Annotated in this window: 12 protein-coding genes; 7 read left to right on the forward strand and 5 right to left on the reverse strand. The window is 71.3% G+C overall.

The annotated features are described in order from the left end of the window. Nucleotides 1–28: 28 nt before the first annotated feature. Nucleotides 29–1345: an MFS transporter gene (locus H295_RS0136955; protein ID WP_028810092.1), complete on the forward strand. Its 1317-nt coding sequence runs from the start codon at nt 29–31 to the stop codon at nt 1343–1345. A 61-nt stretch (nt 1346–1406) separates the two neighbouring features. On the opposite strand, the gene H295_RS0136960 is transcribed toward H295_RS0136955, so the two are convergent. Beyond that, complete coding sequence (locus H295_RS0136960) at nt 1407–1985, reverse strand: flavin reductase family protein (RefSeq protein WP_028810093.1); 579 nt, start codon at nt 1983–1985, stop codon at nt 1407–1409. An 81-nt stretch (nt 1986–2066) separates the two neighbouring features. Here H295_RS0136960 and H295_RS0136965 point away from each other — a divergent pair, with 81 nt between their 5' ends. Next, nucleotides 2067–2981, forward strand: a complete 915-nt coding sequence (locus tag H295_RS0136965) for a hypothetical protein (protein WP_234021764.1) — start codon at nt 2067–2069, stop codon at nt 2979–2981. Nucleotides 2982–2998: 17 nt separating this feature from the next. Here H295_RS0136965 and H295_RS0136970 read toward each other — a convergent pair whose 3' ends face one another. Both H295_RS0136970 and H295_RS0136975 read right to left on the reverse strand, forming a co-directional pair. Next, the gene (locus tag H295_RS0136970; protein ID WP_020140395.1) at nt 2999–3790 is read right to left on the reverse strand and encodes an enoyl-CoA hydratase/isomerase family protein; all 792 of its coding nucleotides are present in this window, start codon (nt 3788–3790) and stop codon (nt 2999–3001) included. After that, nucleotides 3781–6006 (reverse strand): acetate--CoA ligase family protein, encoded by a 2226-nt coding sequence (locus H295_RS0136975; RefSeq protein WP_020140396.1) that lies wholly within the window; start codon nt 6004–6006, stop codon nt 3781–3783. Before H295_RS0136975 ends, H295_RS0136970 begins: the two co-directional genes overlap by 10 nt. 376 nt (nt 6007–6382) lie before the next feature. Between H295_RS0136975 and H295_RS0136980 the strand changes: the two genes are divergently transcribed. Further along, nucleotides 6383–7042, forward strand: coding sequence for a TetR/AcrR family transcriptional regulator (locus tag H295_RS0136980; RefSeq protein WP_020140397.1), 660 nt, complete (start codon nt 6383–6385; stop codon nt 7040–7042). A gap of 259 nt (nt 7043–7301) precedes the next feature. Here H295_RS0136980 and H295_RS0136985 read toward each other — a convergent pair whose 3' ends face one another. Then, nucleotides 7302–7946, reverse strand: coding sequence for a ScbR family autoregulator-binding transcription factor (locus tag H295_RS0136985; protein ID WP_020140398.1), 645 nt, complete (start codon nt 7944–7946; stop codon nt 7302–7304). A gap of 145 nt (nt 7947–8091) precedes the next feature. Next, nucleotides 8092–8862, reverse strand: coding sequence for a response regulator transcription factor (locus tag H295_RS0136990; protein ID WP_020140399.1), 771 nt, complete (start codon nt 8860–8862; stop codon nt 8092–8094). 466 nt (nt 8863–9328) lie between these two features. Between H295_RS0136990 and H295_RS0136995 the strand changes: the two genes are divergently transcribed. The 4 genes from H295_RS0136995 to H295_RS0137010 form a co-directional block, all read left to right on the forward strand. After that, on the forward strand, nt 9329–10252 hold the full coding sequence (locus tag H295_RS0136995) for a ScbA/BarX family gamma-butyrolactone biosynthesis protein (protein WP_020140400.1): 924 nt from the start codon (nt 9329–9331) through the stop codon (nt 10250–10252). Continuing rightward, nucleotides 10249–11163 carry an NAD-dependent epimerase/dehydratase family protein gene (locus H295_RS0137000; RefSeq protein ID WP_020140401.1) on the forward strand — a complete coding sequence of 305 codons (915 nt, stop codon included), beginning with the start codon at nt 10249–10251 and terminating at the stop codon, nt 11161–11163. The genes H295_RS0136995 and H295_RS0137000 overlap by 4 nt, the downstream gene beginning before the upstream one ends. 63 nt (nt 11164–11226) lie before the next feature. Further along, a complete protein-coding gene (locus H295_RS0137005; RefSeq protein WP_020140402.1) occupies nt 11227–12219 on the forward strand; it encodes an aldo/keto reductase in 993 nt (330 codons plus the stop codon). A gap of 206 nt (nt 12220–12425) precedes the next feature. Then, nucleotides 12426–12981, forward strand: a 556-nt coding sequence (locus H295_RS0137010) for a biotin carboxylase N-terminal domain-containing protein (protein ID WP_028810094.1), incomplete at its 3' end; no start/stop codon positions are given.

Below are 12981 nucleotides of genomic sequence, written 5' to 3' on the forward strand. Positions count from 1 at the left end.
CCGGGCCGCAGGCCGGATGCTCTATGGCGTGACCCAGACAACCGAAGCCGCAGCCGTCGAGGAAACCCGGTCCCCCGGGGGATTCCGCATTCACCGCGCCTGGTTCGTCGCCGCCGTCACCTTCGTGACGATCATCGGCGCCGCCGCCTTCCGCTCCCTGCCCGGCCTCCTCATCGACCCCCTGCACCAGGACTTCGGCTGGTCGCGCGGCACCATCGGCGCGGCCGTCTCCGTCAACCTCGCGCTGTACGGCCTGACCGCGCCCTTCGCCGCGGCCCTGATGGACCGCTTCGGCATCCGGCGGGTGGTCGCGGTCGCGCTGACCGTGATCGCCGTAGGGTCCGGACTCACCGTGTGGATGACGGCCGCCTGGCAGCTGATGCTCTACTGGGGTCTGCTCGTCGGCCTCGGCAGCGGCTCGATGGCCCTCGCCTTCGCCGCGACCGTCACCAACCGCTGGTTCACCGAACGGCGCGGCCTGGTCACCGGCATCCTGACCGCCGCCTCCGCCTCCGGCCAGCTGATCTTCCTGCCGCTGCTGTCCTGGATGGTCGAGGAGCACGACTGGAGGCCCGCGGCGATCACGGTCGCGCTCGCCGCCCTCGCGGTCGTCCCCTTCGTCTGGCTGCTGCTGCGCGACCACCCGGCCGACGTGGGCCTCAAGCCGTACGGGGCGCAGGAGTTCGTGCCGAAGCCGGCGCCGGTCCAGGGAGCTGCGCGCAGGGCGGTCACGGTCCTGTTCAAGGCCGCCCGCACCGGCCCCTTCTGGCTGCTCGCCGGCACCTTCGCGATCTGCGGGGCCTCCACCAACGGCCTGGTCCAGACCCACTTCGTGCCCGCCGCGCACGACCACGGCATGCCGGTCACGGCCGCCGCCTCGCTGCTCGCGGTCATCGGTGTCTTCGACGTGGTCGGCACGGTGGCCTCCGGCTGGTTCACCGACCGCTTCGAGCCCCGCCGTCTGCTCGCGGTGTACTACGCCCTGCGCGGCATCTCGCTGCTGTTCCTGCCGATGCTGCTGGCGCCGAGCGTCCACCCGCCGATGCTCTTCTTCATCGTCTTCTACGGCCTCGACTGGGTCGCCACCGTCCCACCCACCGTCGCCCTGTGCCGCGAGCAGTACGGCGAGGACAGCGCGATCGTCTTCGGCTGGGTCCTCGCCTCCCACCAGGTCGGCGCGGCCCTGGTCGCCTTCCTCGGCGGCGTGGCCCGGGACGTGTTCGGCACCTACGACATGGTCTGGTACGCCTCGGGAGCTCTGTGCGCGGCGGCGGCCCTGATGGCACTGGTGATCCGGCGCCGCCCGGCCGTCCCGGCCCCCGCCCCCGGCCTCGCGACCGCCTGAAGCCGGGCCTGGCGGTCGAGAAGTTCGTTCGCGAGGCCGACGACCGGGGCCGGGTGGTCCCTCAGATGAACCGTCCCCGGTGGAACAGCAGAGGCCGTTCGCCCTCCCCGGTGCCCAGCGCCTCCACCCGCCCCACCACGATGAGGTGGTCCCCGCCGGTGTGCACCGCGTGGATGGTGCAGTCGATCCACGCGAGCGTGTCCGCGAGGCGCGGGGAGCCGGAGACCGGCGCCGGTTCGTGCCGCACCCCCGCGAACTTGTCGGCGCCGCTGACCGCGAACGCCCGGCACAGCTCGCCCTGTCCGGCGCTCAGGACGTTCACGCAGAAGACGCCCGCCCGGGCGATCCGCGGCCAGGTCCCCGACCCGCGGCCCACCATGAACGCCACGAGCGGCGGATCGAGGGAGAGTGAGGAGAAGGACTGGCAGGCGAAGCCCGCGGGCGGTGCACCGGGCGCCGTGATCACGGTGACCCCGGTCGCGAAGCTCCCCAGCACCCGCCGGAACTCTGCCGGATCGAGCGGCGCGCGCTCGTCCTCGCGCACACACCGCAACTCGGGCCGGGGCAGTGCCTCCACCGGCCGCGCCCCGGTCGACCTCAGGTACCGGACGGCCGCTTCCGCCGTCCCCGCTTGTCCCATCACATCCCCATTGAAGCTGACGGGCCGTCAGATAGGAAGGGGCGGGGCAGGCCCGCGAGCGGCCCCCCGTACGCTGCGTCCATGGGGTGGGGGAACAAGCGGCTCAACGAGGCCGCAGCGGTGTGTGCGGCGCAGTTTCCGGCGATCGGGCTGGGCTGGTGGATCAGGGGTCAGCTGGGCGACGACTACGCGTACGCGGGCGCCTACGGGGCCTTCGCCGTGTTCGCCCTGGCGTGCCTCCTGGTCGTGGCCCCGCTGATCCTGCCGGTCCTCGGTCTCGCGCATGCCCTTGTCCAGGTGCTGCCGGCGGAGGCACTCGCCCACCGGGCCGCCGGGCGCCTGCGGGGACCGGTGTGGGCCTGGCACCTGCTTCTCACCTCGCTGCTCGGCCTGATCTGGGCGGGGATCGCCCTGCTGCTGTGGGACTGGCCGTTCACCACCACGGCCCCGCTCTTCGCCGTCCTCGGTGTCTTCCCGGTGCTCGGCCTCGGGTGGCTGCGCAGGCGGACGCGCGGCTACTGGGGCATCTGGCTGCCCTCGCTCTTCGCCTCCGTCGGACTGTTCCTCCTGGTGTTCGTCGGCGGGGTGCTGGCCACGGTCACGGGAATCCTCGAGGAGTACGAGCCGCCGAAGCTGTCCGCCGCACAGCTCGCCGGCGAATGGCACGGCAGCGACGGCGCGGTGCTGCGCCTGCGTCCCGGCGGCGAGGCCGAACTCACCGCCCTGCCCGCCGAGACGGAGCCGGCCGACCCGTCGGAAGCCCCGGCCTTCGTGGTGTGCGACGGCACCGGCACCTGGCAGCGGGACGCCAGGGGCGGCTACGACCCCTACGCCGACGGCCCCGAGGGGCGCCCCGGTGTCGTCGTACGGCCCACTGGTGGCTGTGGGCGTCAGACGTACTGGAGGATCGGCGGGACGGAGGCCGCGCCCGAGCTGTTCGTGCCGTTCGGGGACCCGGACGCGCCGGACGTGCGGATCCTCAGGCGGGTCCCCTGAGCCTCAACACCTGAGCGTCACCGCCCCCGGTACTCGGGGCTTCTGCGCTCCACGAAGCTCGCCACGCCCTCCTTGGCGTCGGCGGTCGTCATGTTGATCTCCTGTGCGGCGGCCTCGGCGGCGAAGGCGGTGCCGCGGTCGCTGTCCAGGGACGCGTTGACGAGCTGTTTCGTCAGGGCGAGGGCGCGGGTGGGGCCGGCGGCGAGCCGGGCCGCCCACTCGCGGGCCGTCTTGTCCAACTCCCCGTCCGGGACGACCCGGTTGACCAGGCCGAGCCGTTCGGCGTCCGGGGCGGAGAGCGCGTCGCCGAAGAACATCAGCTCCTTGGCCCGCCGGGGGCCGACGAGACGCGGCAGGAGGTAGGCGCCGCCGCCGTCGGGGACCAGGCCCCGGCGCACGAACACCTCGATGAACCGGGCCGATTCGGCGGCCAGCACGAGATCGCAGGCCAGGGCCAGGTGGGCGCCCAGCCCGGCCGCCGTGCCGTTGACCGCCGCGATCACCGGCTTCTCGCAGTCCAGGACGGCGGCGACGAGCCGCTGGGCGCCCTCGCGGATCACCCGGGCCACGTCACCGGCTACCCGCTCGCCGTCTGCCGCCCCGCCCCGCAGGTCCGCCCCCGCGCAGAATCCCCGCCCGGTGCCGGTGAGGACCACGGCCCGGACGTCGGGGTCCGCGGACGCCTCGCCGAGCAGCCGGACGAGACGGTCCCGTTGGGCGGGCGTCAGCGCGTTGAGCGCCTCGGGGCGGTTGAGGGTGAGGTACGCGACCTGGCCGTCGACGACGTGCAGCACCTCGCTCACCGGCACACCACCAGTGCGTCCAGCGCCACCGCGCCCTGCCCCCGGGGCAGCACCATCAGCGGGTTGACGTCGAGTTCCGCGAGCTCGTCCCCGAGTTCCACCACCATCCGCTGCACCCGCAGCACCACTTCCACGAGTGCGTCCAGATCGGCCGGCGGCCGTCCCCTCACCCCGTCGAGGAGGGCGCGTCCGCGCAGCTCCGCCAGCATGTCCCGGGCCTGCTCCTCCCCGAAGGGCGGCACCCGTACGGCGGTGTCGCGCAGCACCTCGACCAGTACTCCGCCGAGCCCGACCGTCACCGTCGGCCCGAACAGCTCGTCGTGCACGGCCCCGACGACCATCTCGACGCCCCGCTCGACCATCTGGCAGACCAGGACACCGTCCAGAGTCACGTCCTCGTAGCGGGCGATGTCGGTCAACTCGCGGTAGGCGTCCCGTACCTGGCTGGCGGAGGTCAGCCCGATCTTCACGAGGCCCAGCTCGGTCTTGTGGGCGATCCTGGCGCCGGACGCCTTCATCACGACCGGGTAGCCCACCAGGCCCGCCGCCCGGACGGCCGCCGCCGCGCTGGTCACCAGCTGCTCGCGCGGCACCCGGATCCCGTACGCCCGCAGCAGCTGCTTCGCCGCGTGCTCGCTGAGCTGCTGGCCCGGGCGCATCAGAGCCTGGGCCTTGCGGAAGGAGGGCGAGGGGGTGCGCGGGGCCTCGTCGAAGGGGGAGCGGTAGCCGCTGACGAAGCGGTGGTGGTCGAGGTAGGCGCGGACCGCGGTGATGCAGTTGCCGACCGTGCGGAAGGTGGCCACCCGGGAGGAGCCGAGCAGGACCTCGCGGTAGGCCGGCTCGGTGCCGACGGGCGAGCCCCACACCACGCACACCAGCTTGTCGGTCTGCTCGGCCGCGTCCACCAGGTCCCGCACCAGCCGGTCGCTCAGCGGCGGGAACGGCCCGGTCACCGGGCAGATCAGCACCCCGACCGACGGGTCGGCGAGGATCGCGTCGATGATCTTCCGGCCGCGCCAGTCGCCGACCGGGTGGCCGCCGTTGTCGACCGGGTTCGCGACGCTCAGGAACTCCGGTATCCACTGGTGCAGTTCGGCCTGCTTGGCCTCGGAGAGGGCGGGCAGGTGCAGGCCCGCCTCGGTCGCCAGGTCGGCGAAGTGGGCGCCGGTGCCGCCGGAGATCGAGTACACCACGACCCCTTCGGCGCGCGGCGGCCTCGCGCGGGCCAACAGGGCGGCGGTGTCCTGGAGTTCGTCGAGGCCGTCGACGCGGATCACGCCGTACTGCCGCATCGCCGCGTCCACCACCGCGTCGGCGCCGGTGAGTTTGCCGGTGTGGGAGGCGGCCGTACGGGCGCCGGTCTCGGTGCGGCCGACCTTGACCGCGACCACCGGGACCTTGCGGCGGGCGGCCCGGTCGGCGGCGAGCAGGAAGGAGCGGCCGTCCTTGAGGCCCTCGACGTAACAGGCGATCGCGCCGACCTCGGGGCGCTCGGCGAACCAGGAGAGGAAGTCGGCGGTCTCCAGGTCGGCCTCGTTGCCGGTGGGCGCCCAGTGGGTGAGGCGGATGCCGAGTTCCTGGAGGGCGTAGACCGGGCGGCCCTGGTGGCCGGACTGGGTGATCAGGGCGATGCCGGGTCCTTCGAGATCCTCGCGGAAGGAGGAGAAGGCGTTCAGGTTGGTGTTGGGGCCCAGCAGCCGTATCCCGGACTCGGCCACGGCGGCCGCGAGCCGTTCCTGCGCGGCCGCCCCCTGCTCGCCGGTCTCGGCGAAGCCGGAGGCGAAGACCACCGCGAACTTCACCTTGGCCTCGGCCAGTTGCTCGATCACCGGCAGCGGGTCCGCGACCAGCAGGACGGCCAGGTCGACCTGCTCGGGCAGGTCGGCCACGGAGGTCACGCAGGGGATGCCGAAGACGGCCGGGCGGGTCGGGTGCACCGGGTGCAGCCGGGCCCCGACCCGTCCCGCCCAGTCGATCAACTGCCGGGTGACACCGGTGTTCGGGCGCCCCTCGGCGTCCGAGGCGCCGATCACGGCGACCGACTCCGGCCGGAAGAAACGGTCCAGATCGGGGACGTCCGTATACAGCGGGCGGCCGCCGACGTCGAGGTCGTCGACGTCGGCGGGCCTGCCGTGGACGGCGGGTCCGGGTTGCTCGCCGCACGCGATGACCCGGGCCCGGCGGGAGTCGGTGGTGAGGGTGCCGTGGGTTGATCCAAGCATCGGTCCGCCCGCTCCTGTGTGACAGCGCTAATAACTGACGCTCTGTCAGATTACAGAACTGACGCCATGTCAGGAACCGTTGAGGACTGAAATCAGTGGGGCGACTCGTTCATTGGCTGCGAGTCAGTGAAACAAACAGCACTGTCTGCTTCGAGTCGGTCACGCAGGGCGGGTCCTGTGAAGGTTTTCAGGGTTACCTTGCAGGGGAATGGCCTGTTTGTCGTGCCATGGAGGGGCGGTTCTACGACAAACTCCATGTGCATCCACCCAGATACTGTTCTCGAAAACAGACATGGTTGTATGGTTCTTGGGGAGAGGAGGCGGGACGACGTCTCCTCTCTTTTTGTCGAGTCGTACTGAGCAAGGGGCATGTGCGATGCAGAAGCGGTCGCGGTCGACCCGTCAGGCACTTGTGGCTGCCGCGGTGGAACTCGTCGCGAACGGGCGGATCACCGACGCCGGACTGGTCAACATCTGTAACACCGCCGGGGTCAGCCGGGGCGCGCTCTATCACCACTTCTCGTCCATCGCGGAGTTGGTGGCGGAGGTCCACGCCCAGGCTCGGGGGCGGGTCGCCGCGCTGGCCGAGGAGTGCTTCGAAGGGCCGGGAACCGATGCGCCGGCGCGCTTCAGCATCGCCCTCGGCAAGGCCTTGGCGGAGGACCAACTGGTCCGTGCGGGACTGAAGTTGGCTGCCGACGGCACGGACGACCCACCGCGACTCCGGGAGGAGACGTTGGACGGGTTGCGCGAGCGCATCCTCGCCGACGCCCCCGACAGTCCCGAGCGTCAGGTGCTGGCGGACCTCGCCGTCGTGGTCACCGCGGGGCTGGAGTCGCTCGGGTACGCCGACGCGGTCTGGTGGAGCCCCGAGCGCGGCCGGCGCGTCTGGGACAGGGTCCTGCCGCTCATGGCGGGCGCGGGCGAGGGGAGCGAGGGGCCGGGAACGAGAGCCGCCCCCGTGGACCCCTTTCCGTCGCAACCGCCCAAGCGCACGATCCCGGGGCCCCGCGCGGGGCGTATCGAGCCTGCTTAGGGGGTCGGTCGGTGAAGCCGGACGGGCCTCGGGCGACGGTGGGCGGGGGCAGGTGCGGCCGGCCGGGGCGGGTTTCGGCGGGATGCGCCGCCGCCAGACCCCTGGCGACGGGCCGCCCGGCCGCTGCGGACAGCAGCCGGGCGGCCCGGCGGCTTTCGGGACTCATGCATCCCTCGACCGCCGGGGCTCCGGCTGTCGGGGGGCGACTCCTGACCGGGTCGGCGGGCAAGGACTTCCGCTGGAGGCTCCCCGGCCCGTGTTACGCGGCGGACGCCGGATCGGCGTCGGTGGAGGGCGGGGGCGGGGGCGGAGTGATGCGCAGATTGCCGATCATGCCGGGGCCGACCATGGCCGGGAGCAGGAGACGCCACATCGTGGTGATGCGCTCGGGCAGGTCCTTGCGGTCCGTGTAGACCTGCGACATCACCTGCATGCCGGTGAACGTCCCGACGATCATGGTGGTGGCCTCACCCAGGTCGAGGCCGGGCAGGATCTCGCCCTGGGCGCGGGCCTGCTCCAGCAGTTGCCGGATGGCGGCACTGGACTGGTCGTAAGGCGTGTTGAGCGGACGCGGGAAAGACGTCTTCTCCACGGCCAGCCGCACACTCGCCCGCAGGACCGGGTCGTGCTGGAGCCGCTGGGCGAAGGCGAAGGTCAGATCGATGATCGCCTGGAAGCGGGTGGAGTGCTCCGGGACGACGAGGGCCTCGCTGTGCGCTTCGAGCAGCGCCACGGCGATCGCTTCCTTGGAGGGGAAGTGGTGGTACAGGGCGCCACGGGTCAGGCCGCTGCGGGCAAGGATCTCGTTCGTGCTCGCGGCGTCGAAGCCGCGCAGGTCGAACACCTCGGCGGCGGCCTCCAGGATCGCTTGCCGCGATCGCGTCCCGCGTTCCTGTTTTGCCATGTACTCGATCCTTGCGCTCGCTCGACCATGAAATTGTACCGACCTGTCTGCATACTATGGCAAGGCCGGCGGCGAGTCAGCGCGTCGCGGGACCGGGTCGGGGCCCGGTGCCGAGGGGTGTCGGCGCCGGGCGCCCGGTCTCTTCTCAAGGGTTGCCCAGGCGGAAACCGACGCCCCGGACCGTGACGATCCAGTTGCTGGAGCCGAGCTTGCCGCGCAGGCTGCTGACATGGGTGTCGATGGTGCGGCCCTTGTGCGACCAGGCGTCGTCCCAGACCTGTGTCATCAGCTGCCGCCGTGAGACGACGGCACCCGGCTGCATCGCCAGCAGGTGCAGCAGGTCGAACTCCTTGCGGGTGAGGTCCACCGGGCAGCCGTGCAGGGTGACCTTGCGGGTGACCGCGTCGATGCGCATCGGGCCGTACTCGATGGTCCGTGCCGTCTGCGAGGGCCGTACCCGACGCATCACCGCGCCGATCCGGGCCAGCAGTTCATGGAAGCCGTAGGGCTTGACCATGTAGTCGTCCGAGCCGGCCTGGAGCCCGAGGACGCGGTCGAGTTCGCTGCCGCGTTCGGTCACGGCGATGATCGGGGTGTCGCTCGTCGCCCGGATGCCCCGGCAGACCTCCAACCCGTCGAGGTCGGTCAGGTCGAGGTCGAGCAGGATCAGGTCGGCCTGGTGGTGGACCTGGAGCGCCTGGCTCCCGGTGGCCACGCTCTCGGCGCGATAACCGCGTCGGATCAGGTCCTGGACCAGGGCCTTCGCGGAGCGTTCCTCGTTCTCGACGACCAGGATGCGCAGCGCCGGGTGTTCCACGGGGACGTGCACCCGTGGGGCGCCCGGGTGGGTGGGCTGGGGCGCGGTGTGGTGCCGCGCGGTGTGGGATTCGGGTAGGTCCGCTACCTGCCGGTTCATCTGTTCCCCCTGTACTCGGGCCGTCCTGACCGCCCTGCCAGATGTTCAAGTGGAGATCCAGGTACTCCGGGAAGATACCAAACAGACTTGTCTGATTGTCAATGTGCGCTCGCGGGGTGAGAGTGGTAGCGCCCAAGTGCTGTCTGAGCTGCCAAGACAATGGTTTTGCCGCATATGTTCGGGCCGATTCACCTGGTCGCGGACCGGTGGTCGTTGCCGTAATCTTTGGCAATAACAGGCAAAGTAGCCTGCTGACTCGATGTCGTTGGGTGATACATCCATTACGGACAGGATGTGTCACGCGCCACATCGCGGCGGGGCGCGGTTGTGAAGGCATGTGCCGAAGTTTTTACTTGATTTACCCAACAGACCTGTCTGTATTTTATGGATTGGTCAACGGGGGGCCGCTGCGCAGCATGCAGCACTCAGCTCCTCCCTGCTCAAAAACAGACGGGAGCTCACCAGCATGACCGCAACGCTCGACCACGCAGACTCGGGGCTGACCACGATCGTCCCGCGCCAGTACGTCCACCGCGCCGCTGTCTCCGAGGTTCTGCTCACCGGTTGGCGTCCGGCCGCTCAGGCCGACACCTTCGACGTGCGGGCCCAATGGCCGCGCGGGCACGCTCTGTTCGCCCAGTCGGGCGGCTACCAGGATCCGATGCTGTTGATCGAGTCGGTCAGGCAGATCGGCTCACTGCTCGCACACGCCGAGTTCGACGTTCCCCTGGGGCACCAGTTCCTGATGCGGTTCATAGGGTTCACCGCCACGAGGGACATGTTCGTTGCGACGCCCGCTCCCACTGAGGTCGAACTGCACACGGTGTGCCGTGATGTCGTCCGCCGCGGCAAGGTCCTCGCCGGTATGCGCTACGACGTGACGGCGACCGTCGACGGCGTGGCCCTGGCGACCGCCGGAGCGGCCTTCAACTGCACGGGCCCAGGTGTCTACAAGCGTCTGCGGGGGGAGCGCCCGACCCGCGCGGTCCGGCTTCCGGGCCTCCCGATAAACCCGGCCCTGGTCGGTCGTACCAGCCCGGACCACGTGGTCCTCTCCGAGGCCACGGGTGGCTTCGGCAACCGCTGGGAACTGCGCGTCGACTGCGGTCACCCGATCTTCTTCGACCACCCGGTCGACCATGTCCCCGGCATGGTGCTCCTGGAGGCGGCCCGGCAGGCCGCGCACGCCGCCACCGGCATGCCCGACGCTCTCGTCCTGAACGTGGACAGCTCCTTCGACCGGTACGCCGAACTCGACGAGCCGTGCTCCATCGAGGCGGACCCGGTCGGCGTCGACGACACCGGCGACGTACAGGTGCGGGTGCGCGGGCTCCAGTGCGGGCAGACCGTCTTCACCGCCCGCCTCACCCTGCGGACCCGCACCAGGTGAACATCGCTGTCACCGGCGCGGCCGGCTTCGTCGGGAGCCATGTGGCCCGTGAAGCCGCCCGCGCCGCAGGGGAGTTGACCCTGGTGTCGCATCGCAGGCAGGCGACACCTCCGGGCGCCGGCGGGGTCCGCGGCATCCGCGCGGACCTGGCCGAACCGGGCTCCCTGCGCGGACTGTGCGACGGGGTCGATGTCCTGCTGCACTGCGCCTCGCGGATCGGCGGCCCACCCGAGACCGTCGAGGCCGTCAATGCGCGGGGCACCGCGGCCCTCGTGGCCGAGGCGCGTCGCGCGGGCGTGTCCCGGATCGTCTACCTCAGCACTGCCTCCGTCTACGGACGCGGCACCTACCGCGGCACCCGTCCCGGAGAGGCGGTGCGCGCCCCGGGCTCTCCGACGTCCCGGACGCGGGTCGAGGCCGAGGACGCCGTCCTGGCTGCAGGCGGGATCGTCGTACGCCCGCACCTGGTGTACGGACGCGGCGACGACTGGGTGGTGCCCGGACTGGTCCGGCTGCTGGAGGTCCTTTCCGCCGTCCCGACCCGGTGGCACACCGAGCACTCCGTCATCGGGGTCTCCGCACTGGCCGTGCTGCTCGTGGAGTTGGGGCTCGCCCCGGCATCCGGACTGACCTCGTCCGTCTATCACGCCGCATATCCCACCCCGGTCACGGCGTCCGCGCTGCTCCGGGCCGTGGCCGGCTGCATGGTGCAGCCGCCGCCGACGCGGGACCTGGGGACCGACCGGGCCAGGGAGCTGGTGACGGGGCAGGCGGGTGCCACGCACGCGCTGGACATGCTCGCCACCGACCACTGGTTCGACAGCACGGCGGTCTGGTCCGACCTGGGCCGGACGCCCGACCGGTCCGGGCAGGCCGACCTCGCCCGGCTGCGGGAGTGGTACCCAGGCTGATCCCGCGTTCCCCGCTCCTCTCACCCCCCCACCGATTCAGCACCGTCCCAAGGAATGGCACCCATGGAATACACCAGGCTCGGCCGCAGCGGACTGTCCGTGTCCCGACTCGTGCTCGGCACGATGAACTTCGGGACCCAGACGTCCGAGGCCGACAGCCACGCGATCATGAACCGTGCCCATGAGCACGGCATCAACTTCTTCGACACGGCGAACGTCTACGGCACCCGACCGGGGGAGACCTCGACCGAGGGGATCATCGGCCGGTGGTTCGCCGAGGGCGGCGGCCGCCGTGAGAGGACCGTGCTGGCCACCAAGGTCTATCTGCCCACGGGTGGATGGCCCAACGAGTCGTTCCTTTCCGCGCTGAACATCCGGCGCGCCTGCGAGGACTCGCTCAAGCGGCTCGGTACCGACCACATCGACGTGTACCAGATGCACCACATCGACCGGGACACGCCGTGGGAGGAGATCTGGGAGGCCTTCAGCGTCCTGCGGCAGCAGGGCAAGGTCCTCTACTTCGGGTCCTCCAACTTCGCCGGCTGGCACATCGCGCAGGCCCAGGAGGCCGCTCGCTCACGGCACTTCCTCGGACTGGTCAGTGAACAGTCGATGTACAACCTGATGACCCGCTGGGTCGAGCTGGAGGTGCTGCCCGCGGCCCGGCACTACGGACTGGGCCTGATCCCCTGGGGGCCGCTGCACGGCGGAGTGCTCAGCGGTGTCCTGCGCAAGCAGAAGGAGGGCGGTTCCTCCCGGGGCAGCACAGGGCGCTCCGTCGGCGTGCTCGCCCAGCACCGCGACACCGTCGAGGCCTACGAGAAGCTGTGCGCCGACATCGGGGAGGACCCGGCGCACGTCGGACTGGCGTGGCTGCTGGCCCAGGAGGGCGTGACCGGGCCCATCATCGGACCACGCACCGTCGAGCAGCTCGACGGCTCGCTGCGCGCACTGACGGTCCGCCTCGACGACACCACGCTGGCCCGGCTGGACGAGCTGTTCCCCCCGCCCGGCCCGAACGGGGCCAGGCCCGCGCCCGAGGCGTACGCCTGGTGAGCACGCGCTCCTGTTGAACCGCGTCGTGGAGGCACCCGCCTCCACGACGGCACCGGCGCCCCTCTCCAGGCCGGCACCGGCACCCGCTCGATCACGGCACCGGCCGCGCCGGTTCACGAAGGTTTGTAGCGGGCTGTCTTGAACGCTGAAGTGGCGCCTGGGGAGGCTGGCCCACGTATCCGTTCTCTCTGCAGAAGTGAGGCATCGTGCGCAAGGTGCTCATCGCCAACCGTGGCGAAATCGCTGTCCGCGTGGCCCGGGCCTGCCGGGATGCCGGTATCGCGAGCGTGGCCGTGTACGCCGACCCGGACCGGGACGCTCTGCATGTCCGCGCCGCGGATGAGGCGTTCGCCCTGGGCGGTGACACTCCGGCCACCAGCTATCTCGATATCGGGAAGGTGTTGGGGGCCGCGCGTGAGGCGGGCGCGGACGCGGTCCATCCGGGGTACGGGTTCCTCTCGGAGAACGCCGAGTTCGCGCAGGCGGTCCTGGACGCGGGTCTGATCTGGATCGGCCCGCCGCCGCAGGCGATCCGTGACCTGGGTGACAAGGTGGCCGCCCGGCACATCGCCCAGCGCGCCGGGGCCCCGCTGGTGGCCGGCACCTCCGACCCGGTCTCCGGCGCCGAGGAGGTCGTGGCCTTCGCCCAGGAGCACGGCCTGCCGATCGCGATCAAGGCGGCCTTCGGCGGTGGCGGACGCGGCCTGAAGGTCGCCCGCACCCTGGAGGAGGTCCCCGAGCTGTACGACTCGGCGGTGCGTG

This window comes from Streptomyces sp. 351MFTsu5.1 (genome assembly GCF_000383655.1).
Classification (GTDB): Bacteria; Actinomycetota; Actinomycetes; order Streptomycetales; family Streptomycetaceae; genus Streptomyces; species Streptomyces griseorubiginosus.